The sequence below is a fragment of the Xanthomonas sp. CFBP 8152 genome (assembly GCF_014199025.1).
Taxonomy (GTDB): Bacteria; Pseudomonadota; Gammaproteobacteria; order Xanthomonadales; family Xanthomonadaceae; genus Xanthomonas; species Xanthomonas arboricola_B.
Genome location: NZ_JACHNO010000004.1, coordinates 20,087 through 42,175, shown reverse-complemented (window position 1 = coordinate 42,175; position 22,089 = coordinate 20,087). Strand labels below are relative to the sequence as shown.

The 22,089-nt window shown below is 67.6% G+C and carries 20 protein-coding genes; 18 read left to right on the top strand and 2 right to left on the bottom strand.

The genetic code is table 11. The features are described 5' to 3' along the window. Positions 1–232: 232 nt before the first annotated feature. The 11 genes from FHT09_RS15695 to FHT09_RS15645 all read left to right on the top strand — a co-directional run bounded on the left by FHT09_RS15695 (position 233) and on the right by FHT09_RS15645 (position 12,006). Entirely contained in the window at positions 233–1,150 is a 918-nt protein-coding gene (locus tag FHT09_RS15695) for an AEC family transporter (protein WP_104606674.1), read from the top strand. Positions 1,151–1,270: 120 nt separating this feature from the next. Further along, positions 1,271–2,296, top strand: coding sequence for a hypothetical protein (locus tag FHT09_RS15690; protein WP_258077244.1), 1,026 nt, complete (start codon positions 1,271–1,273; stop codon positions 2,294–2,296). A 142-nt stretch (positions 2,297–2,438) separates the two neighbouring features. Beyond that, on the top strand, positions 2,439–3,071 hold the full coding sequence (locus FHT09_RS15685) for a ParA family protein (RefSeq protein ID WP_104606676.1): 633 nt from the start codon (positions 2,439–2,441) through the stop codon (positions 3,069–3,071). 14 nt (positions 3,072–3,085) lie between these two features. Beyond that, positions 3,086–3,562, top strand: coding sequence for a histidine phosphatase family protein (locus FHT09_RS15680; protein WP_104538954.1), 477 nt, complete (start codon positions 3,086–3,088; stop codon positions 3,560–3,562). 3 nt (positions 3,563–3,565) lie between these two features. Continuing rightward, entirely contained in the window at positions 3,566–4,138 is a 573-nt protein-coding gene (locus FHT09_RS15675; protein WP_104606677.1) for a YceI family protein, read from the top strand. Further along, a complete protein-coding gene (locus FHT09_RS15670; protein WP_104606678.1) occupies positions 4,135–6,156 on the top strand; it encodes a phospholipase D family protein in 2,022 nt (673 codons plus the stop codon). The genes FHT09_RS15675 and FHT09_RS15670 overlap by 4 nt, the downstream gene beginning before the upstream one ends. A gap of 280 nt (positions 6,157–6,436) precedes the next feature. Beyond that, entirely contained in the window at positions 6,437–6,865 is a 429-nt protein-coding gene (locus FHT09_RS15665; protein ID WP_104538950.1) for a hotdog fold thioesterase, read from the top strand. Between the two features lie 21 nt (positions 6,866–6,886). Continuing rightward, a complete protein-coding gene (locus FHT09_RS15660) occupies positions 6,887–7,786 on the top strand; it encodes a lysophospholipid acyltransferase family protein (protein WP_181126434.1) in 900 nt (299 codons plus the stop codon). 63 nt (positions 7,787–7,849) lie between these two features. After that, entirely contained in the window at positions 7,850–8,836 is a 987-nt protein-coding gene (locus FHT09_RS15655; RefSeq protein WP_104606679.1) for an alpha/beta fold hydrolase, read from the top strand. 58 nt (positions 8,837–8,894) lie between these two features. Further along, positions 8,895–10,967, top strand: coding sequence for a tetratricopeptide repeat protein (locus tag FHT09_RS15650; protein WP_104538948.1), 2,073 nt, complete (start codon positions 8,895–8,897; stop codon positions 10,965–10,967). A gap of 427 nt (positions 10,968–11,394) precedes the next feature. Next, positions 11,395–12,006: a YbhB/YbcL family Raf kinase inhibitor-like protein gene (locus FHT09_RS15645; protein ID WP_104606680.1), complete on the top strand. Its 612-nt coding sequence runs from the start codon at positions 11,395–11,397 to the stop codon at positions 12,004–12,006. A 105-nt stretch (positions 12,007–12,111) separates the two neighbouring features. Here the strand turns inward: FHT09_RS15645 and FHT09_RS15640 are convergent, their stop codons facing one another. Further along, positions 12,112–12,924, bottom strand: coding sequence for an META and DUF4377 domain-containing protein (locus FHT09_RS15640; protein ID WP_104606681.1), 813 nt, complete (start codon positions 12,922–12,924; stop codon positions 12,112–12,114). A gap of 136 nt (positions 12,925–13,060) precedes the next feature. Next, positions 13,061–13,855, bottom strand: coding sequence for an undecaprenyl-diphosphate phosphatase (locus FHT09_RS15635; RefSeq protein WP_104538945.1), 795 nt, complete (start codon positions 13,853–13,855; stop codon positions 13,061–13,063). A 221-nt stretch (positions 13,856–14,076) separates the two neighbouring features. Here FHT09_RS15635 and glnA point away from each other — a divergent pair, with 221 nt between their 5' ends. From glnA to FHT09_RS15600, 7 genes are all read left to right on the top strand, one after another. Further along, entirely contained in the window at positions 14,077–15,486 is a 1,410-nt protein-coding gene (glnA, locus tag FHT09_RS15630) for a type I glutamate--ammonia ligase (protein WP_016903411.1), read from the top strand. A gap of 276 nt (positions 15,487–15,762) precedes the next feature. Further along, positions 15,763–16,101, top strand: a complete 339-nt coding sequence (locus FHT09_RS15625; protein ID WP_002808480.1) for a P-II family nitrogen regulator — start codon at positions 15,763–15,765, stop codon at positions 16,099–16,101. 22 nt (positions 16,102–16,123) lie between these two features. Next, positions 16,124–17,566, top strand: coding sequence for an ammonium transporter (locus FHT09_RS15620; protein WP_181126433.1), 1,443 nt, complete (start codon positions 16,124–16,126; stop codon positions 17,564–17,566). 264 nt (positions 17,567–17,830) lie between these two features. Continuing rightward, a complete protein-coding gene (locus FHT09_RS15615; RefSeq protein ID WP_166775272.1) occupies positions 17,831–18,886 on the top strand; it encodes an ATP-binding protein in 1,056 nt (351 codons plus the stop codon). Further along, positions 18,879–20,309 (top strand): nitrogen regulation protein NR(I), encoded by a 1,431-nt coding sequence (gene ntrC, locus FHT09_RS15610; RefSeq protein ID WP_104606682.1) that lies wholly within the window; start codon positions 18,879–18,881, stop codon positions 20,307–20,309. The genes FHT09_RS15615 and ntrC overlap by 8 nt, the downstream gene beginning before the upstream one ends. A 366-nt stretch (positions 20,310–20,675) precedes the next feature. Further along, positions 20,676–21,275, top strand: a complete 600-nt coding sequence (locus FHT09_RS15605; protein ID WP_181141368.1) for a superoxide dismutase family protein — start codon at positions 20,676–20,678, stop codon at positions 21,273–21,275. 49 nt (positions 21,276–21,324) lie between these two features. Then, positions 21,325–21,972, top strand: coding sequence for a superoxide dismutase family protein (locus FHT09_RS15600; RefSeq protein WP_104606683.1), 648 nt, complete (start codon positions 21,325–21,327; stop codon positions 21,970–21,972). The last annotated feature ends 117 nt before the right edge of the window (positions 21,973–22,089 follow it).

Here is a 22,089-nt window from a genome sequence, read left to right as displayed (position 1 = left end):
CTTGTAGGCTCTTACGCGGCATCCATGCCGCGTAAGGTCCCGCGACGGTGAGCGGGCAAGGACCCGTCGAGATGGTCGGCAAGCCTCGACATGCCTGTCGCCAGGCGTTGAGCGACCGATCCGCGCCACGCGTAGGCTAGGCATGCTTGCCGATTTAGCCCGTCGCCGATCCAGGCACGACACGCTCACTATGCGATGCTGAGTGCCGCTTTCCCACGGACCTGACCACGCCATGGCGGTGGATGCATTTGCGTTGATTCTGGCGACGCTGGGGCTCGGCCTGCTGTTCGCGCGCTTGCGGGTGCTGCCGGACAACAGCGCCGACGTGCTCAATCGCATCGTGTTGTACATCTGCCTGCCAGCCTCGGTGCTGACCTATGTGCCGCGGTTGCATCTGGATGCCTCGCTGGGTGGCGTGATCGCCACGCCGTGGCTGCTGACCGCGATCATCGTGCCGCTGCTGTGGGGCTGCAGCCGCCTGTTCCGGTTCAAGCGCGAGGAATACGCCGCGCTGCTGATGTGCGTGGTGTTCACCAACTCCAGCTTCATCGGCTTTCCGATGGTGCGCGCGTTGATCGGCGATCACGCCCTGCCGTATGCGGTGGTCTACGACCAGTTCGGCACCTTCGTGCTGTTGTCTACCTTCGGGCTGTATGTGCTGGCCCGCTACAGCGGCGACACTCCGCCGACCGCGAGGCTGATCCTGTTGCGCGTGCTGCGCTTCCCACCGCTGTGGGCATTGCTGTTTGCATTGACCGTGATGCCGGAACAGCCGCCGACCTGGATCGGCGCGGGCTTGAAGAGCCTGTCCGACGCGATGCTGCCGCTGGTGATGCTGGCGGTGGGCTTTTCGCTGCAGCTGCGCCTGCCTGCGGACGAACTCAAACCCCTGGCCGTGGGTTTGGCCTTCAAGCTGGCCGTGATGCCGATCCTGGCGTTACCGCTGTCGTTGGCGCTCGGCCTGCAGGGCGCGATGCTGCAGACCAACGTGCTCGAATCGGCCATGCCCACCATGATCACCGCCGCCGCGCTGGCCATCTCGCACCGGCTGGCACCGCGCCTGGCCGCAGCGATGGTCGGCTACAGCATCCTGCTGTCGCTGCTGACCCTGCCTGCATGGGCCTGGTTGCTGGTACGCCTGGTGGCTTGATGCGGCTGACGCCGTATGAAATGCTGGCCTGCAACGCTGCGCGCACTACACGGACAGGAGCAACACATGCACGGATATCGCTTGATTAGCACAGCGCTGCTGTGGCTTGGCAGCGTTTGCATGGCACATTCGGCCATGGCGGCATCGCCTGCGCACGCACCGGCTCCGGCCGACGATCCGCTGGTGGATCAATGGGCACGCCAGGTCGGCCAGACCATGCAGGCACGCCTGCGCAGCATGGCGGCCAGCGGCGAGCCCAGGCAGGTGTATCTGGCCGGGCTGTTGTGGGCCGATGCCGAGGGCCAGGACGACGCGGCGTCGACCGCAGACGGAGGTTATGCCCCCATCCAGCGCGTCTGGCTGCAGCGTGCCCTGGACGCGCGGCCGCGCGACCCGTTGGTGGCGCAGATGGAAGCAGCCGGTTGCGCACCCGCATTGCGCTGCGATCCGGGCGCTGCGCTGGCTTTCCTGGAGCAGGCCGATGCGGGCAATGCCGCTGTGCATCTGCGTGCCTATGCGGCTGCACAGCGCCGCGGCGACCAGGCCGCTGCCGAACGCGCCTGGCAGGCGGCCGTGCAGTCCGATCATTTCGACAACGGTACGCGGGAACTCGGCAAGGCCCTGCATGCCAGCTACGACGGTGTGCAATGGCCATCGCTGGCCTCGGTGAGCTTGCGCGCGCAACTCGACGCACAAGACATGCCTTCCACGGGCGCGGGCATGGCCGCGATGTTCGTGACGGTTGCCTGGTCTGCGCATGCACTCCCTGCGCTGGGCGATCTGATGCGGCGCTGCAGCCCCACCGCCGCTACGCCCGCGCTACGCGACGAATGCATGGCCGTGCTGAACAACGTGGCCAATGACGAGTCCGCCTTGGCCACCGCCATGATCGGCACCAGAGGCATGGTCGCACTGAGCAGCGGCGCCGACGCCGCGCGTTGGCAGGCGCGCATGCGCGAGCTGGAGTGGCTGCAGCAGCAAGCGCAGCGCCGCGCGCCCACGGCCGATGGCCTGGCCGTCGAGCTGGATGCCGTCCTGACGCAGGGCGAAGTGCCGGCGTTGCGTGCGCGGTTACAGCGCCAAGGCCTCGCAGCGCGACCGCCTGCCAATTGGCAGCCGGGCACGCCGAGCCGCCAGATCCGCTAGTCCAGCGCATGCCGCATCGGCACGTGCCAGTGCAGATGCTGCGGTGCGATGGCCGCCGCTGTCGGAGGTTTAACGCCTTTCGACTACCTCCTCACTTCGTCGCGGTGTACGCTGCCTGCCTGCTCCCGGAAGCGAGGCGTGCATGAAGACAGTCCTGGTGGCCGGCTCCAAAGGCGGCGTCGGCAAGACCACGATCGCCACCAATCTGGCCGCACATGCGGCCTTGCAGGGCCAGCGCACCGTGCTGGCAGATGCCGATCCGCAAGGCTCGTCCACGCGTTGGGCGCAGCGTCGCGCCAGCCTGGAAAGTGCGGTATTGCCGATCGATGCCACCCGTCGGCGCACCTGGCAGGCCGCGGTGCCCGACGGCACCGACCAGCTGATCATCGATGCCCCGGCCGGTGCGATGGCCGATGACCTGAGCGGCTTTCTCGACCACGTCGATGCCATCGTGGTGCCGGTGCTGTCCTCGGCGCTGGATATCGAAGCGGTGGTCGGCTTCCTCAACACGCTGGCCAAGGTACCGCGCGTGCATCAGCGCAAATTGCCGGTGGGCCTGGTGCTCAACCGCGCCCGTCCCTGGACCCAGACCTCGCAGCAGGCTGCCGAGATGATTGGCGGCTGGCCTTATCCCCTGGTGGCCCAGCTGCGCGACACCCAGGCCTATGTGGTGATGGCCGGATTGGGGCGCAGCCTGTTCGATTACCGCTCGGCGCAGGTGCGCGACCATCAACAGGACTGGGAGCCACTGTTCAAGTGGCTCAAGAAATCCTAGACCGGAGTGTTTTCATGCGCGAACTGATACTGCTGCGACATGCCCACGCCGAGCCGGCCGATACCGGCCAGGCCGATCTGGATCGCCCGCTGTCCCCGCACGGCATCGCCGAGGCCGAATCGGCCGGCCGCTGGCTGCGCGAGCAGCGCCTGGTGCCCGACCGCGTGCTGTGCTCGCCGGCGCGGCGTGCCCGTGAGACGCTGGAAGCGGTGCTGGAACTCACCGGCTATGTCGAACAACGCCTGGATGAGCGGATCTACGACGCGACGCCCGGCACGCTGGCCAGCCTGGTGGACGAACACCGCGATGCCGAGCGCCTGCTGCTGGTCGGCCACAATCCGGGCCTGGAACGGCTGGCCGCCCTGATGCACAGCGGCCAGACCGGCGACTACCGCGGCATGCCGACCGCCGCGATCGCCTTGCTGGCACTACCGCTGGACGCGGCCATCGAACCGGGCATCGCCCGCCTGACCGCCTTCTGGTGGCCTTGATCCGTGCCATTGTCGCTGCGCTGGTTCACCTGGCTCGCGCTCTGGGTCGCGTTTCCCTGCTTGGCGCAGCAGACGCTGCATTCCATCGATCCGGTGCAATCGCGCTTCGGGTTCGAGATCAGGACGCGCTTTGGCATGAAGATCGAGGGGTTTTTTCCGCGATTTCGGGGTGAACTGGCGGAATTGCCCAACGGGCGCCAGCAGGTGCGGTTCCGCCTGGATGCCACCCAGGTGGAAATTCCCGCCAAGGATCGCTATACGTCATGGATGCGCGGAGAGGATTTTTTCGACGTCGCGCGGTATCCGGTAGTGGAATTCGAGTCGTTTCCCTACCCTGCGGAGGTGGTGAAAAAGGGCGGCGACATCACCGGCAACCTGACCATTCGCGGAATCACCCATGTCGAGACCCTGCATGTGGTGCCGGCTGACTGTGCGCGGCCGGGCTATGATTGCGATGTGATCAGTCGAGGTACGGTCCTGCGTGGACGTTACGGAATGAATGCGTGGCAGATGGCCCTGGGCGACAGGGTGACGTTCATTCTGCGTGGGCGGTTGCAGGAGGCGCGGCGCCCGTGAGGTTCCTGTTGAGGGTGCTTGTGCTGGCAACGCTGTTGCTCGGCACCGGATGCGCCGGCCTGTCGCAAATCGAGCGCAACCGTGCCGCAGGGGTGGCGGCGGCGGCGCGCAGCACCGTGGTCAGCTGCACGCAGGCCAATCGCTGCGCCCAGCTCTCGCCGCTGCGCGCGCTGGGGGGCGAGGCGATCACCGCCTCCACACCGGCCGCGCCACGGCATTACGCCACCATCGTCGATCACGGCGAAGAATCGCTGGTGGCGCGGCTCAACCTGATCCGTAGTGCCACCCGCAGCATCGACCTGCAGACCTACATCTTCGACAAGGACGACAGCGCGCGCATGGTGCTGGATGCGCTGATCGATGCGGCGCAGCGTGGGGTCAAGGTCCGCATCCTGATCGATCAGCTCTCGGCGATTGCCGATCTGCAGATTCTCGGTGCGCTGGCCAGCACCCACGAAAACCTGCAGCTACGCATCTACAACCCGACCTTCGGCAAGGTCAAACTCAATTATTTCGATTATGCCGGCAGCGTGGTGTGTTGCTTCCGCCGCTTCAACCAGCGCATGCACAACAAGCTGCTGGTGGTGGACGACGTGCTCGGCGTGGTCGGCGGACGCAACTACCAGGACGACTATTACGACTGGGACAGCGAGTACAACTTCCGCGACCGCGACGTGATCCTGGCCGGGCCGGAAGTGCGCGCGATGGCGGCCAATTTCGATGCATTCTGGCGCGCGCGCCGCAGCGTACCGGCCGAGCGTCTGAACGATGTCGGTCGCCTGCTGCTGGAACAGGGCGCGCCCAAGATGCCGCCGGCCACGTTCCGCCGCCCCGATCGGGTGGAGCGGGTCGATGACGAGGCGCGCGATCCGCAGTTCGTGCGCGATGCGTTCGTGACCGGGGCCATGCCGGTGCAGCGCGTGCTGTATGTGGCCGACCTGCCGCAGAAGCATCGCAAGGAGCACGCCGCCAAGGCGGTATCCACCGCGCCCGAGCTGGACGGCCTGATTGCCGGCGCGCAGCAGGAAGTGCTGCTGCAGACGCCGTATCTGGTGCTGTCGGACGAGGCCCAGGCGATCTTCCGCGCATTGCGCCAGCGCCCGCAGCCGCCGCGGATCGTGGTGTCGACCAATAGCCTGGCCGCCACCGACAACCCGATCGTGTATGCGCTGTCGTACAAGTTCAAACGCCGCAACATGCGCGAGCTGGGCTTCAATCTGTACGAGTTCAAGCCGTTCCCGTTGGATGCGCCGGTGGAGTACGCCAACCTGGTGCCCGATCCGCTCAACCCCGAAGCGGCCGAGCCGGCCGAAGACGATGGTCGGGTCAACCGTGTGATCGGCGGCAGTGCGGCCGGCAACGCCATGCGTGGCAGTGGTGGCGGTGGCGGTGGCACAGCCGGCAATGCGGTCCGCGGCAGCGGTGGCGTCGCAGGCCGCACGCCTGGCGGCAGCGAGGTCGATCGGCGCGTGCTGCGCACCGAGACACGGCCCTCGTTCCTGGGCACGCGGGCGGTCAACAAGCCGCTGCCGGTGACCCGTGCCGGTGCGCGCATGGGCCTGCATGCCAAGTCGTTGGTGGTGGATCGCCGCATCGGCGTGATCGGCACGCACAACTTCGATCCGCGTAGCGAAAACTACAACACCGAGGCGGCGGTGGTGATCGACGATGCGCGCTTTGCGCAGGCGCTGGCGGCCAGCATCGAACGCGACATGGCGCCGGAAAACGCCTGGACCGTGGCCTCGCGCGAAAAGCCGCCGGTGCTGAGCGGATTGAACTACAGCGTGGGCAAGGTGTCCGAAGCCTTGCCGGTGCTGGATTTCTGGCCCTGGCGCTACGCCACCAATTACGAGTTCCAGCCGGGGCCGGGTTGCCCGTTTCCGCTCAAGCGCCAGGACCCGCAGTTCCGGCAGTGCTATGTGGCGGTAGGCGATTTCCCCGAGGTCAACGTCGGCCCGAAGTGGCTGCTGGTGCGGATGCTGACCGCCTTCGGTGCAGGATTGGTGCCGATCCTTTGATCGCCGCGCCGGTCCGGGGCCAGCATCGAGCGACGCGTGGTAACTGGTGCATCGTGGAGTGACGTACCGCTGCAATGGCGCGGTGCGCCGACGTGGGAAGCGGCGCGCCGCACACCGCCAACCAGCTGAAGTCACCATCGCGGCCTGACTTGCAGCACCAGCCAAAGGCAGTTGCATCCAACCCCAGCGCCGCAGATGCTTTCCCGATTCCCGATTCCCGATTCCCGATTCCCGATTCCCGATTCCCGATCCCCAATCCCCAATCCCCAATCCCCAGCCTATGACCTTCCGCGAACCCGTCGACCTGGCCGCCCTCAACGCCTCCAGCCGCGATACCTTGATCGACCATCTGGGCATCGTGTTCACCGCCGCCGGCGACGACTGGTTGAGCGCCACCATGCCGGTGGATGCGCGTACCAAGCAGCCGTACGGCCTGCTGCACGGCGGTGCGTCGGTGGTATTGGCTGAAACCCTGGGCAGCAGCGCCGGCAACCTGTGCGTGGATATGACCGCCCAGATGTGCGTGGGGCTGGAGATCAATGCCAATCACCTGCGCGCCGCCACCGACGGCCTGGTCACCGGCACTGCGCGTGCGGTGCATGTGGGACGCAGCACCCAGGTGTGGGACATCACCATCGAGAATCCGGCCGGCAAGCGCGTCTGCGTCTCGCGGCTGACCCTGGCCGTGGTCCCGCGCAGCAATGGCTGAGCACGCCGTGCAAGTGCATGGGTGGAACAGCGCCACCCGCGGCGGGCACTGCGCGCAGGCCACGCTGCTGTCACAATAGTTGCGCTTCCTTCCCCTGGTACCGGTCCCGTTCCGTCAATGAGCGAGTCATCCCTGGACGCCACGCGCGATGCTGGCAGCGTGTTGCGTTGGTTCCGGTACCTGTATCGGGTGCCGTTGTTGCTGATGCATCTGAGCATCTGCCTGCCGATCACCATGCTGTGCGTGGTGGCACCGCCGCTGGCGCGCATCCGTACCGGGCGCGACGACACCCTGGACGAGCTGATGATCCGTTGGTGGCAGGGCAACCTGATGCGCATCTTCGGGTTTCGCCTGCGTCGCTTCGGCACCCCGCTGCCGGGCGCGACCCTGTTCGTGGCCAACCATGTCAGCTGGGTCGACATCTCGATGCTGCACAGCCAGCGCGTGATGGGTTTTGTGGCCAAGCGCGAAATCGCCGGCTGGCCGCTGGTCGGCTGGCTGGCGACCAAGGGCCAGACCATCTTCCATCAGCGCGGCAATACCGAATCGCTGGGCGGGGTGCTGCAGGAAATGCTGCTGCGTCTGCGCAGCGGCAAGCCGGTGGGCGTGTTTCCCGAAGGCCGCACCCGTGGCGGTACCGAAGTCGGCCCGTTCCATGCGCGCATCTTCCAGGCCGCGGTCGAGGCCGGCGTGCCGGTGCAGCCGGTGGCGCTGCGTTACGGCGAGCGCGGCAATGCGCAGGCGGTGGTGGCGTTCGGCGAGCGCGAGAGTTTCTTCGCCAATATCGTGCGGCTGCTCGGCGAGCCGTCGCGGCTGGCCGAGGTGCATTTTCTAGAGCCGATCCGCGCGCTGGATATCGAAGGCCGTCGCCGCCTGGCCGATACCTCGCGGCAACGCATCATCGCGGCGATGGAGTCCTGAGCCGACGATGCAAACGCTCATCCTCCCTGCGGCCAGCACCATCTTGTCTGGCCCGATGAGCGCATGAACGCCTCCGACTATCTGCCGCCGCGCTGGCTGCGCAATCCGCATGTGCAATCGGTGCTGGGCAGCAGTGCCTTGCGCCGGATCCGCAGCCGCCAGGTGCTGGCCGCCAGCGGCGCGGTGACCAGCGAACATATTCTCGACGGCGGCGACGGCGTGCGCCTGCAGGGCTGGATGAGCATCCCGCCCGGCGATGCGCCGGTACGCGGCACGGTGCTGCTGCTGCACGGCTGGGAAGGCAGTGCCGACTCGAACTACATGCGGCTGACCGCCGCGCGCCTGCTCGGCCTGGGCTATCAGGTGTTCCGGCTGAACTTCCGCGACCACGGCGGCACGCACCACCTCAACGTGGACCTGTTCCACTCCGATCGGATCGGGGAAGTGGTCAATGCGGCGGGCGATCTGTGGCGACGGTTCCCCGCGCCGCAGCTGCTGGCGGCGGGCTATTCGCTGGGTGGCAATTTCGCGTTGCGGCTGGCACTGCGTGCACCGGCGGCCGGTCTGCCGCTGGCGCGCGTGGCGGCGGTGTGCCCGCTGCTGGACCCGGCGGCGACGATGCTGCAGCTGGAAAAAGGCCCGCAGTTCTACGATTGGTATTTCCGCCGCAAGTGGCGCGACTCGCTGCTGCGCAAGCGCAAGCTGTTCCCCGATCAGCACGGCTACGACGACGCCACCCTGGCGCTGGACATGCGCGGGTTGATGGCCTGGCTGGCCGAGCAGCACACCGGGCATGGCACGCTGGAAGCGTATTTCGACAGTTATTCGATCGCCGGCGAGCGCCTGACCGGTCTGCAGGTGCCGGTGGACATCCTGATGGCCGAAGACGACCCGGTCATTCCGTTCGAGGATTTCGCCGGCTGGCAGCTGCCGGCGCACGCACAGCTGGAAATCGCGCGCTGGGGCGGCCACTGCGGCTTTCTGGAAAACGCCCGCGGCGATGGTTTTGCCGAACGCTGGGTGGCCGAGCGGCTGGCGGCGCAGGCGTAAGTCGGCGCCACCTCGCGCATCGTTACAATAGGCGTTTGTCCTGGACACGCCCTCCGCCATGCAAGACGCCATTCTTCAAGCCCTGCGCCGCAATGCGGCCGACGATGCGGTGGCGCTGGCCCGCGAGTGGGTCCTCAGCGCGCCCGAGACCGCCGCCACGCATCGTTGGCTGGGTTTGGCCCTGCAGCAGCAGGGTCAACCGGCGCTGGCGCTGGCCAGCATCGAAACCGCGCTGACGCTGACGCCGGAAGATGCCGACCTGCACCTGCTGCGCGCCGGCTTGCTGTTGGCGATGCGCGAGCTGTCCGCGGCGGACGATGCGCTGTCGCGCACCACCGCGCTCGACCCCAACCAGTTCAACGCCTACGTGATGCAGGCGCATCTGGCGGTGGCGCGCGGCGATCTGGACGAGGCGCAGCGGCTGAGCCGCACCGCCGCACGTTTGGCGCCCGAGCACCCGCAGCTGCTGGCCGTCGATGGCGTGGTGGAGCTGCGTCGCGGCCAGGGCGAGCGCGCGCTGTCGCTGCTGACCCGTGCCGCCGAGCAACTGCCCGACGACCCGCGGGTGATGTTCGCGCTGGGCTTTGCGTATCTGCAGAAGGAGCACTTCGCGTTTGCCGAGCGCGCCTTCGAGCGCGTGGTGGAGCTCAATCCGCCGGGTACCGCGCTGCGCGCCTTCATCGCCCAGCTCGCCCAGCGCCAGGGCCGCCTGGACGACGCGCTGGCCGCGATGCAGGGCGTGTTCGCCCAGCCCGGCGGCGATCTCCCGGCCATGCGCCGGCTCGCCGGCGAGATGGAATTGCAGGCCGGTCGCCCCGACCAGGCCGCCGCGCACCTGCGCCTGGCGCTGGCCCACTGGCCGGCCGACCGCCGCACCCTGCATGCCTTGCTGACCGCCTGGGAGCGGCTGGGCGCGGTGGACGATGCGCGCGACACCCTGGACGCGGCGCTGGCCACCTCGGCCAATGCGCACGACCTGTGGCTGGCGCGGCTGGCGGTGGAGCCAGTCGGCGGGCCGCAGGCGCAGGCGGTGATCGAGCGCTGGCTGCTGGGCATGCCCGAGCATCTGCCGGCGCTGGAAGCGCTGATGCGCGTGCACGACATGCAGGGCCATGCCGAACAGGCGGAAATGGTGGCGCGCCAGATCGTGGCGGTGGAGCCGGGCCGCATCAGCGGCGAGCAACGCATCGTCGAGGCGCTGCTGGAACGCGACCCGCCGGCGGCGATCGCCTGCGTGCAATCGCTGATCGACTCGCTGCCCGAACCCCAGCAGACCGTGCTGCGGCCGTGGTTGGGCAACGTGCAGGACCGCGCCGGCCAACCCGACGCTGCCGTGGCGACCTGGATGCAGTTCCAGCGCGAACAGGCCCAGCACCGCCTGCCGTTGCCGCCGCAGGCCGCCAAGCAGCCGATGCAGTGGCCGGAGCTGGGGACCATTCCTGAAACGGTGACGGCACGGCCGCTGTTCGTATGGGGCACGCCCGGCTCGCATGTCGAACGCCTGGTCGCGGTGATGGGCGCGGCCACCCCGCTGGTGCGCGACGACCGCTATGGCAGCACGCCGCCGTCCGACGCGCTGCAGAGCTACCGCACCGTCGAGCAGCTGGCGTCCGGCGAGCTGGCGCCGATGGCGCTGGTGGAAGGCTGGAAGGCGCAGCTGCCGCGGCGCGGCATCGACGACGGCAACGTCATCGACTGGCTGCTGTGGTGGGACAACACCTTGCTGACCGCGCTGCGCCCGCACCTGCCCGAAGGCCGGCTGGCGATCGCGCTACGCGACCCGCGCGACATGCTGCTGGACTGGCTGTCGGCCGGCGCGCCGGCACCGCTGGCCGTGCAATCGCCGCAGCAGGCCGCCGACTGGCTGCTGACGGCGCTGGAACAGCTCGCGGTGCTGCATGAGCGCGATCTGTATCCGCACCGGATCATCCGCCTGGACGGTATCGAGAGCGACCCGCAAGGCATCTCCACCGCGCTGGAACAGGCGTTCGGCCTGCGCTTCCCGCTGGTCGAACCGCGCGGCCCGGCCCGCCTGGCCGCGGGTCGCTGGCGCAACTACCGCAACGTACTGGGCGCGCAATTCGATCTGCTTACGCTGATCGCGGTGCGCTTCGGCTACCCGCAGGACTGAGCGCCGCCCAGCACGGCTGCGTGGGTGCGGCATGCCATCGGCGGCGCAGCTCGCACCGCCTCGTAGGAGCGGCCCCGGCCGCGACGAGGCGTTACCGACGATGCGTCGCCACCGAATGATGTGGCGTTACCGAGAACGCCCCGTCGCGGCCAGGGCCGCTCCTACGGTCGGTGCGGATTGGCCGGCGCCAGCACTGACTGACTATGGCGCTGCCTGCCGAGCGCACGCGGACGGCGCGCGACGCGGCACGCGGGCGCTGCAGCGTCCATGTTACCGATGCACGATCACGCGGCCGCGGTGTCCGTTGGTGTGGTGAACCGGCAGCGATAAACCCGGCCGGGCGCACCAGAGGGTTCCATGGCGATGGCTTCCTCTGCGGCGCGGGCCCAGGCACCCTGGTCGGCCTCATTCCCTCGGAGACCCCCGCATGCGCCTGACCAGCAACAGCATCGAAAACGGCAAGTCCATCGCGGCGGAATTTGCCGCCGGAACGCCCGAGGGCTTTGCGCCCAACCGCAACCCGCATCTGGCCTGGAGCGAGGTACCGGCCGGCACGCGCTCGTTCGCGCTGCTGTGCCTGGACCCGGATGTGCCGACCGTGCCGGAGACCGTGGGCCGCGACGACGTGCAGATTCCGGTCGATCAGCCACGCACCGATTTTGTGCATTGGGCGATGGCCGATATCCCTACGGACGTGCATGCGATCGCCGCAGGCAGCTGCAGCGACGGCTTCGTGCCCAAGGGCAAGCAGCAGCCGGCCGGCCCGGCCGGTGCGCGCCAGGGCCTGAATTCGTATACCGAATGGTTCGCCGGCAATGCCGACATGGCCGGCAACTATCTGGGCTACGACGGCCCGTACCCGCCGTTCAACGACCTGCGTGTGCACCGCTACTTCTTCCGCGTGTTTGCGCTGGACGTGGCGCAACTCGGCCTGCCCGAGACCTTCACCGCGGCCGATGTGCTGGCGGCGATCCAGGGCCACGTGCTGGCCGAGGCGGCGTTGCACGGCACCTACACGCTGAATCCGGCGCTGCGCTGACGGCAACGAACGGTCCTGCGCAACCGCTTAGGGTGCCCGGGGCCGGTGCGGCCAGCGGTGCCCCTGGTGCGTGCGGCGTCGCTCGCACCACCGCCGCCACACCCGCTAACCGTTGGCTTCGATCATCTGCTCGAGCACGTACACCGGCGCACCGTCCGTGCCTGCGGCAGCCGGGTAGCGGGTGACGCGCAGCAGGGTGCGGATGCCGGCTTCGTGTTCGAAGCCTTCGATCTTGCCCTCGAAGACTTGCCAGGTCCGGGTGACAGGCTGCCCTGCCGCATCCTGTTCGCGCAGTTTCAGGCATTGGCGTGCCGGATCGGACCCGCATGGCACGGTGTCGGCCGCCACTTCGATCAGCAGCGTCTGACCGGGGCCGCCATAGCGTGTGGCGGCCGTGGCGACACCGCCGAACACCAGCCGGGTGCCGTCGCTGCGGGTCAGGGTCAGCTGCCGACCGTTTTGTGCGGCGTTCAGTGCCACCGCGAAGCGCCCGGACAGCAACGCGCTGGCGGCGCGTTCCTGGGCCATCCGCCGCGGTTGCGGGCACAGGCGTTTGCTCGACACCACCCGGCCGATCTGCAAATGCGCCTGCGCCACGCTGTAGTCGGCGCCCAATGCGTTGCAGGTCTGGCTGACCTGGATGCGTTGATCGCTGAAATCCAGCTGCAAGGGCGGGGTGCCGGCGACGAACAGACTGCGCAAGGCGGTGCCGTGCGCATCGCTGGCCTGTTGCAGCTGCCAGTGTTGCGCCTGCAAGGCGGCCTGTAACGGCGCATTGTCGGCGGCGATTGGGGTGCTCGCGGCCGGCTCGGCGGCAGCGGGGTCGGCGCTGGATCCGGGCGCCTGCGGCGGCGTGTTCGACCCGCAGGCCGTCACGCCCGCTGCCAGCAGTGCAGGGGCAAACAACACGGCACGCATGCGGCGGCTCCCGGTGATCGATATGTCAGTGATACCGCCACCGCGCGGCCAGGGCAATGATGCACGTCACTGCCCGGCCACGTGCCCTGCATGTCGCGCCGGCTCAACCGGCACGGCACGCGACCGCATGGCGGTCTCAGGCCAGCGCCGGCAGCCACAACAGCAGGGCAGCGCCCAGCACGATGCGGTAGACCGCAAACACCGTGAAGCGGTGCTTCTTGATATAGCCCAGCAGCCACTTCACCACCACAAAGCCGGTGATGGTCGCCGCCACGAAGGCCACCGCCACATCGGCCCAGTTCTCGCTGCCGACGCCGCCTTCCTTGTACATTTCCAGCAGGGCATAGGCGCTGGCCGCGAACATGGTCGGGATGCCCACCATGAACACGAAATCCGCCGCCGCCGAGCGCTTGCTCAGGCCCAGCAGCATGGCCAGGAAGATCGCCGAGGCCGAGCGCGAGGTGCCGGGGAACACACCGGCCACCACCTGCGCCAGACCCACCGCGATGGCGACCTTCCAGGTCACCACATCGCGCTCGGGCAATTTGCCGGCAAAGTGCTCGGCCACCAGCATCCACAGCCCGCCGATCAGCAACGCCCAGGCCACCGGCTGCACGGTTTCCGGCAGCTGCCAGCCAGCCTTGCGCACGATCAGCCCCACCACCGCGGTAACCAGGAAGGCCACGCCGATCTTGAGCACGTAGTCGCGGTTGTCGCGTTGGCCCAGGCCGGTGGCCAGGGTCCACAGCTTCTGCCGCAGCGCCAGGCAGATCGCCAGGATCGCGCCGGCCTGGATGACGATGTTGAAGAAGTCAGAACGGCGTCCGAGCCATTGTTCGGCGATCAGCAGATGGCCGGTGCTGGAGATCGGCAGGAATTCGGTGAGGCCTTCGAGAATGCCCAACAGCAGGGCGGAAATCAGATCGGACATCGGACTGGAGAGGGGGATGGGGGAGGCGTCAGGATAGTGCATAGCGGCATGCACCATATTGGTGCATTATGAAATTGGTTAGCACATTAAGGGTGCTAATTAGCCGTGAGCGGCCTCAAGCGATGCGAGCAAAATCAACAACTTGTGAAGATGCAGCGCTTGGCATGGTCCCTGCTGTAGTTCGCTCACGAGCCACTTAACTCCTGCAGAGGTTTCTTCCGATGTCCGTGGAAAATGTTGAAAAGCTGATCAAGGACAACAAGGTCGAGTTTGTCGACCTGCGCTTCGTCGATATGCGTGGTGTACAGCAGCACATCACCTTTCCGGCCAACATCATCGAGCCGGCGCTGTTCGAAGAAGGCAAGATGTTCGACGGCAGCTCAATCGCGGGTTGGAAGGGCATCAACGAGTCGGACATGGTCCTGCTCCCGGACGCCGGCACTGCGTATCTGGATCCGTTCTTCGCCGATCCGACCATCGTGCTGACCTGCGACATCCTCGATCCGGCCACCATGCAGAGCTATGAGCGCGACCCGCGCGGCATCGCCAAGCGCGCCGAGGCCTACCTGAAGTCCTCCGGCACCGCCGACCAGGCGTTCTTCGGCCCGGAGCCGGAATTCTTCATCTTCGATTCGGTGCGCTTTGCCAACGACATGGGCCACACCTTCTTCCAGGTCGGCTCGGAAGAGGCTGCCTGGAACACCGGCGCCAAGTACGACGGCGGCAACAGCGGCTACCGTCCTGGCGTGAAGGGTGGCTACTTCCCGGTTCCGCCGACCGACACGCTGCACGACCTGCGCGCGGAGATGATCAAGACGCTGGAACAGGTCGGCATCGAGACCGAAGTGCACCACCACGAAGTGGCCACCGCCGGCCAGTGCGAGATCGGCACCAAGTTCAGCTCGCTGGTGCAGAAGGCCGACGAACTGCTGACGATGAAGTACATCATCAAGAACGTCGCCTACCGCAACGGCAAGACCGCAACCTTCATGCCCAAGCCCATCGTGGGCGACAACGGCTCGGGCATGCACGTGCACCAGTCGCTGACCAAGGGCGGCGTCAACCTGTTCTCCGGCGACGGTTACGGCGGCCTGTCGCAGATGGCGCTGTGGTACATCGGCGGCATCTTCAAGCACGCGCGTGCGATCAACGCCTTTTCCAACTCCGGCACCAACAGCTACAAGCGTCTGGTCCCGGGCTTCGAGGCGCCGGTCATGTTGGCCTATTCGGCCCGCAACCGTTCGGCCTCGTGCCGCATTCCGTGGGTCACCAACCCGAAGGCACGCCGTATCGAAATGCGCTTCCCCGATCCGTTGCAGTCCGGCTACCTGACCTTCACCGCACTGATGATGGCCGGCCTGGACGGCATCAAGAACCAGATCGACCCGGGCGCGCCGAGCGACAAGGACCTGTACGACCTGCCGCCGGAAGAAGAGAAGCTGATCCCGCAGGTCTGCTCCAGCCTGGATCAGGCGTTGGAAGCGCTGGACAAGGACCGCGAGTTCCTCAAGGCCGGCGGCGTGATGAGCGACGACTTCATCGACGGCTACATCGCGCTGAAGATGCAGGAAGTCACCAAGTTCCGTGCTGCGACCCACCCGTTGGAGTACCAGCTGTACTACGGCAACTGAGTTCCACCGCGGTGATGGCGGAGGCCCCCCCTCCCACCTCCGCCATCGCCGCACATGTTTGATCGGTCCACGGCATCGGCCGTGGATTGAAGGGGTATTGAGAGCGCACACAGTTCGCGAGGCGCGGGCCTGACCTCTCCCACGAGGCGGATGCATCGGCATCGGCCGAGGTCTGCGTCATCGCGAACGCGCGGATGCCGGGGTTGGCATCCAGGTGAATGACACCGCCGGGCGGCGCAATGCCGGCCGGTCTTTTCCACCATTCGGGGTATGCGCATGAAATTGATCACCGCCATCATCCGGCCGTTCAAGCTCGACGAGGTCCGCGAGGCCTTGTCCGCAGCAGGCGTGTCGGGCATCACCGTGACCGAGGTCAAGGGTTTCGGGCGCCAGAAGGGCCACACCGAGCTGTACCGCGGCGCCGAGTACGTCGTCGATTTCCTGCCCAAGATCAAGATCGAGACGGTGGTGACCGACGACCGGCTGGACGCAGTAGTCGAGGCGATCCAGAACGCCGCCGGCACCGGCAAGATCGGCGACGGCAAGATCTTCGTAACCGCGATCGAGCAAGTCGTGCGCATCCGCACCGGCGAGATCGGCGCCGATGCGCTCTGAGTTCCCCATCCCCGGAGTCCTTATGAAGACAGCCCTTTTTGCCGGGTGGAAAGCCCGGTTCTACAGTGTCTGCATGTTGATGCTGTTCAGCGCGCTGGTGGCGGGCGGCATGGGCAGCGCGCACGCGCAGTCCACCCCGCAGGTCACCCCGCTACCGACCGAGCCGGTCACCACCGAACCGCTGCCGTCGGCGCAGCCGCCAGCCGCACCGGTGGCCGCGGCCGAGTCCGCCCCGGTGGTCGAGAAGGGCGATGTCGCCTGGATGCTGACCTCCACGCTGCTGGTGTTGCTGATGGTGGTACCGGGCCTGGCGTTGTTCTACGGCGGCATGGTGCGCGCCAAAAACGTGTTGTCGGTGCTGATCCAGGTCGCCGTGGTGTTCTCGCTGCTCACCATCCTGTGGGTGGTGTATGGCTACAGCCTGGCGTTCTCCGGCGAAGGCCCATGGATCGGCAACCTGGACAAGGCGCTGCTCAAGGGCGTGACCATCGAAACGCTGGCGGCCACCTTCACCAAGGGCGTCAGCCTGCCGGAATACGTGTTCGTGGCGTTCCAGGCGACCTTTGCCGGCATCACCGGTGCACTGATCGTCGGCGCCTTCGCCGAACGCGCCAAGTTCGCCGCGGTGCTGCTGTTCTCGGTGATCTGGTTCACCTTCGGCTATCTGCCGCTGGCGCACATGGTCTGGGCCACCGGTGGCTACCTGTTCGGCTTGGGCGCGCTGGATTTTGCCGGCGGCACGGTGGTCCATATCAACGCGGGTATCGCCGGCCTGGTCGGCGCCTACTTCGTCGGCAAGCGGGCCGGCCTGGGCCGCGAGGCGATCAAGCCGCACAACGTGACCCTGACCTTCGTCGGCGCCTCGTTGCTGTGGGTGGGCTGGTTCGGCTTCAACGCCGGCTCCAACCTGGAAGCCAATGCCGGTGCGGCGCTGGCCTTCCTCAACACCTTGCTCGCCACCGCCGCCGCCATCCTGGGCTGGTCGCTGACCGAGAAGATCATCAAGGGCAAGTCGTCCGCACTGGGCGTGGCGTCGGGCATGGTCGCCGGCCTGGTCGGCATCACCCCGGCCTGCGGCACGGTGGGTCCGTTCGGCGCGATCGTCATCGGCCTGGCTGCCGGCGTGCTGTGCGTGTGGGGCGTCACTGGCCTCAAGCGCCTGCTGGGCGCCGACGACAGTCTGGACGTGTTCGGCGTGCATGGCCTGGGCGGCATCATCGGCGCGATCCTGACCGGCGTGTTCTCGGCGGCGTCGCTGGGCGGCCAGAAGGGCGGCGATTACGACATCGTGCATCAGGTCGGCATCCAGGCGTTGGGCGTGGGTATCACCCTGGTGTGGATCGGCGTGGTGTCGGTGGTGGGCTTCCTGGCGGCCAAGCTGGTGTTCGGCCTGCGCGTCACCGAAGAAGCCGAACGCGAGGGCCTGGATATCACCTCGCACGGCGAAGCGGCATACGAGTCCTGAGCATGCACACCCGCGGCCACGCTGCCGCGGGTGGCGCAACGACCCGGCCGGGAGCGCCTTGCCGGGTCCGTTTTCCCCGCTGCCCCGCCGGCCGCGGACCAACTGCCGAGGTGTCTGCATGACCAGCACCACGCCCGTGACTGTCGGCGCGGATGCCCGCTGGATCGGTGCGACCTGCCGCCGTCCGGCCCCGAATTCTTTCCTGCATGCTCGATTCTGCGCGCCACATGCGCAGGCCGATCGTGTTTGCACTAAATTGGTGCAATGCTGATGTCGTCCCTACTCCCGTCGCTGGACAGCCTGGGCACGCCGGTGGCCTGGACCGACCGCGAAGGTCGCGTGCTGGGCGTCAATCCCGCCTTCGCGCGCTGGCTTGGGGTCAGTGCGCGGCGCCTGGTCGATCAACCGCTGGCCGCGCTGGAAGTGCAGGGCGATGCGCTCGCCCGTTTCCTGCTCAACGACGAGCGGGACGTGCTGCGCCTGCATCGGCTGGCACTGGGCCTGCCCAATGACGCACCGCGCTTTGCCGAAGGCTGGCTGTCGCGGCTGGACGACGGCGGCTGGCTGCTGGAAACCCATCCGGTCGACGAATTCCCCGCGCTGGATCCCACCCATGCGCTGCCCAACGCCTTGAGCGCCGCGCTCAAGGGCCTGGCGCACGAACTGCGCAATCCGCTGGCCGGGCTCAAGGGCGCGGCGCAGTTGCTGGCGCGGCGCTCGGCCGGGCGCGACGAAGACGAGCGCGAGCTGATCGAGTTGATCGGCACCGAGATCGAACGCCTCAACACCTTGCTCGAACGCCTGCTCTCGCCCACGCCGGCGCGCCCGCACGACCATCTCAACATCCACGTCGTGCTCGAACGCGTGTTGCGCCTGGCCGAAGCCGAGGGCGGCTGGTCGGTGCAGGTGCAGCGCGATTACGACCCCAGCATTCCCGAGATCCTCGGCGATGGCGACCGCCTGACCCAGGCGGTGTGGAATCTGGTGCGCAATGCGTTCCAGGCCGGCGCCACGCGGGTGACCCTGCGCACCCGCGTCGAGCACGGCCAGCGCATCCGCGACCGCGTGCATGCGATGTCGCTGCGGCTGGAGATCATCGACGACGGCGGCGGCGTGCCGGAGGAACTGGCCGAGCACCTGTTCCTGCCGCTGGTCAGCGGACGTGCCGAAGGCAGCGGGCTGGGTCTGGCGCTGGCCCAGCAGGTCTCGCGCGAACACCACGGCACGCTGACCTACCGCTCGCGGCCGGGGCATACCGTTTTCACCCTGCTGTTGCCCGAGCTGGCCGGCAATCACGACAAGGACCATCCGCATGGCTGAGGCCGCCGCCGCATCCCACCACATCTGGGTGGTCGACGACGACCGTTCGGTCCGCTTCGTGCTGTCCACCGCCTTGCGCGATGCCGGTTATGCCGTGGATGGCTTCGAGAGTGCCGCCGCCGCATTGCAGGCACTGGCCATGCGGCCTACGCCGGATCTGTTGTTCACCGACGTGCGCATGCCGGGCGAAGACGGCCTGAGCCTGCTCGACAAGCTCAAGTCCAGGCACCCGCAACTGCCGGTGATCGTGATGTCGGCCTATACCGATGTCGCCAGTACCGCCGGCGCCTTCCGCGGCGGCGCGCACGAGTTCCTGTCCAAGCCCTTCGATCTGGACGATGCGGTGGCCTTGGCCGCACGGGCGCTGCCGGATGCCGATGCCGGTGTCGAGGAGATCGTCGGGACTCCGTTGGCAGAAGGCTCGGCGGCGCTGATCGGCGACACCCCGGCGATGCAGGCGCTGTTCCGCGCGATCGGCCGGCTGGCCCAGGCACCGCTGTCGGTGCTGATCAACGGCGAGACCGGCACCGGCAAGGAACTGGTCGCGCGCGCGCTGCATAACGAATCGCCGCGCGCGCGCAAACCCTTCGTCGCGCTCAACACCGCCGCCATTCCGGCGGAACTGCTGGAAAGCGAATTGTTCGGCCACGAAACCGGCGCCTTCACCGGCGCCACCAAACGCCATATCGGCCGCTTCGAACAGGCCGACGGCGGCACGCTGTTTCTGGACGAAATCGGCGACATGCCGCTGCCGCTGCAGACCCGCCTGCTGCGCGTGCTGGCCGAGAACGAATTCTTCCGGGTCGGCGGGCGCGAGCTGATCCGCGTCGATGTACGCGTGATCGCCGCCACCCACCAGGACCTGGAGGCGCTGGTCGAGCAAGGCCGCTTCCGTGCCGACCTGTTGCATCGCCTGGACGTGGTGCGCCTGCAATTGCCGCCGCTGCGCGAACGCCGTGGCGATATCGCGCAACTGGCCGAGAATTTCCTGGCCATGGCCGGGCGCAAGCTCGACATGCTGCCCAAGCGGCTGTCCTCGGCCGCACTGGAACAACTCCGCCAATACGATTGGCCCGGCAACGTGCGCGAACTGGAAAACGTCTGCTGGCGCCTGGCGGCCCTGGCCACTGCCGACATCATCGACGTGGTCGACGTCGAATCGGCACTGGCGCGCGGCGGCCGCCGCCAGCGTGCCGGCCGCGGCGACGGGCAATGGGACGAGATGCTCTCCAGCTGGGCCGCGCAACGCCTGAGCGAAGGCGCCCAGGGCCTGCACGCCGAAGCCCGCGAACGCCTGGACAAGACCCTGCTCGAAGCCGCCCTGCAACTCACCCAGGGCCGCCGTGCCGAAGCCGCCGCCCGATTGGGGCTGGGCCGCAACACCGTCACCCGCAAACTCGGCCCGGGGCGCAAGCGCCGCTGATCTGGGTCCAAGCCCCTCTCCTATGGGAGAGGAGGGTGAGGGTCCCTGTGCCGATGAAAGCGCTACTGCACGCGCAGCTATTCCAACGATGCCTTGATCGCGCCGAGGCTGCCTGACATTGCCCGCGGCAAGCGTTGATGCGTGGCACGCCGCCGCATCCCGTGCCGTCGATGACGCCAGCGCAGCCCTGACATGCCGACGCCATCGTCCAGGCAGCTCGCGCACCGTGGCTGGCACCTCGCACAACATCTAACAACCCGACTCACCACACCAACCCCGTAAACTCCTGTGCTGCCAGCGGTTGCATTTCATGACATGTGAACATGCGCCCGCATAGGTTTTCAGCCTGATCAGGAGAACAGCTCGATGCGTTACCGGTCGTCCACGATCGTTGCCCTTACCGCACTGGCGCTGGCCGCCTGCAGCAGCACGCCCCCGCCGCCCCCGCCTCCACCCCCGGCGGCGCGGGTGGTGCCCGTGCGTCCAGTCCAGCAGGCCGAGGCGGCGCTGGCATCGGCGTCGGGCAGTCTGGTCAGCGGTCGGGTGGTGCTGGTCCCCGCGCTGCAGGGCATCCGCATCACCGGCACGGTCGGTGGCCTGCGTCCGGGCGGCGTGGCCGGCTTCCATGTGCACGAACGGGGCGACTGCAGCGCCGCCGATGCCAGCAGCGCCGGTGCGCATTTCAATCCGGCCGGTGCGGCGCACGGACGTGCCGGCAGTGCTCCCCACCACGCCGGCGACATGGACAATCTGCGTGCCGATGCCGAAGGTGTCGCGCATCTGGACATGATCGTTGCCGGTATCACCCTCGGCGATGCCGCACCCACCGACGTGGTCGGCAAGTCGCTGGTCGTGCATGCCGATGCCGACGATTACCGCAGCCAACCCAGCGGCAATGCCGGCGCACGTCTGGCCTGCGGCGTCATCCGCGTCACCCAGTGGCGCACACCCCCTTCGCATCCCTGAGTCGGGGCACCCCTGGCTGCAGCTGCGGCCTTTCTACAGGAGTTTTTTCATGCGCATTCTTCCAACGACATTGTTCCTTGCCACCGCGCTGGCGCTGACCGCGTGCAAGCGCGACGAACCCGCACCGGCCGACCCTGCACCCGCACCGCAGGCCGGTGCAGCGGCCGAAACGGCGCATGGCGGCGAGCACGCCGCGTCCATGGTCACCGAAGCGGCGGCCACCACCACCGCAACCGCCGAGCTCAAGCCGACCAAGGGCAGCGATGTCAAAGGCACGGTGAGCTTCAAGATCGTCGACGGCGCGCTGCGTGTCACCGGCCAGCTCAGTGGCCTCAAGCCCGGCAGCGAACACGGCTTCCATATCCACGAGAAGGGCGATTGCAGCGCACCGGACGGCAGCAGCGCCGGCGGACACTTCAATCCGGCCCAATCCGATCACGGCGCCGTCAGTGCCGACCCGCACCACGGCGGCGACATGCCCAACATCAAGGCCGATGCGCAGGGCAATGCCAGCGTCGACGGCCCGGTGTCGAGCAACGTCAATCTCGGCAAGGCCGACCAGTTCGATATCGCCGGCCACGCGGTGATCGTGCATGCCGATGCGGACGACTACAAGACCCAGCCCACCGGCAACGCCGGCGGCCGTCTGGCCTGCGGCGTGATCACCACCGACAACGCGCCGGCTGCAGCCAGGTAAGCAGGGCAAGTCAGCGGCCAGGCCAAACGCCGCGGTGATCGATCACCGCGGCGTTGTTGTTCCTGTGCTGCGGTGGGAGCGATCCGGTCATGCGGTGCGGCATGCTCAATGCTTCCT

Excerpts from the sequence above, each read along its gene's own strand:
- FHT09_RS15680 (WP_104538954.1), top strand. The coding sequence starts at position 3,086 with ATGCGCGAACTGATACTGCTGCGACATGCCCACGCCGAGCCGGCCGAT.
- ntrC (WP_104606682.1), top strand. The coding sequence starts at position 18,879 with ATGGCTGAGGCCGCCGCCGCATCCCACCACATCTGGGTGGTCGACGAC.
- FHT09_RS15600 (WP_104606683.1), top strand. The coding sequence starts at position 21,325 with ATGCGCATTCTTCCAACGACATTGTTCCTTGCCACCGCGCTGGCGCTG.
- FHT09_RS15650 (WP_104538948.1), top strand. The coding sequence starts at position 8,895 with ATGCAAGACGCCATTCTTCAAGCCCTGCGCCGCAATGCGGCCGACGAT.
- FHT09_RS15640 (WP_104606681.1), bottom strand. The coding sequence starts at position 12,924 with ATGCGTGCCGTGTTGTTTGCCCCTGCACTGCTGGCAGCGGGCGTGACG.
- FHT09_RS15690 (WP_258077244.1), top strand. The coding sequence starts at position 1,271 with ATGGCACATTCGGCCATGGCGGCATCGCCTGCGCACGCACCGGCTCCG.
- FHT09_RS15655 (WP_104606679.1), top strand. The coding sequence starts at position 7,850 with ATGAACGCCTCCGACTATCTGCCGCCGCGCTGGCTGCGCAATCCGCAT.
- FHT09_RS15605 (WP_181141368.1), top strand. The coding sequence starts at position 20,676 with ATGCGTTACCGGTCGTCCACGATCGTTGCCCTTACCGCACTGGCGCTG.
- FHT09_RS15685 (WP_104606676.1), top strand. The coding sequence starts at position 2,439 with ATGAAGACAGTCCTGGTGGCCGGCTCCAAAGGCGGCGTCGGCAAGACC.
- FHT09_RS15665 (WP_104538950.1), top strand. The coding sequence starts at position 6,437 with ATGACCTTCCGCGAACCCGTCGACCTGGCCGCCCTCAACGCCTCCAGC.
- FHT09_RS15620 (WP_181126433.1), top strand. The coding sequence starts at position 16,124 with ATGAAGACAGCCCTTTTTGCCGGGTGGAAAGCCCGGTTCTACAGTGTC.
- glnA (WP_016903411.1), top strand. The coding sequence starts at position 14,077 with ATGTCCGTGGAAAATGTTGAAAAGCTGATCAAGGACAACAAGGTCGAG.
- FHT09_RS15625 (WP_002808480.1), top strand. The coding sequence starts at position 15,763 with ATGAAATTGATCACCGCCATCATCCGGCCGTTCAAGCTCGACGAGGTC.
- FHT09_RS15635 (WP_104538945.1), bottom strand. The coding sequence starts at position 13,855 with ATGTCCGATCTGATTTCCGCCCTGCTGTTGGGCATTCTCGAAGGCCTC.
- FHT09_RS15615 (WP_166775272.1), top strand. The coding sequence starts at position 17,831 with ATGCTGATGTCGTCCCTACTCCCGTCGCTGGACAGCCTGGGCACGCCG.
- FHT09_RS15695 (WP_104606674.1), top strand. The coding sequence starts at position 233 with ATGGCGGTGGATGCATTTGCGTTGATTCTGGCGACGCTGGGGCTCGGC.
- FHT09_RS15645 (WP_104606680.1), top strand. The coding sequence starts at position 11,395 with ATGCGCCTGACCAGCAACAGCATCGAAAACGGCAAGTCCATCGCGGCG.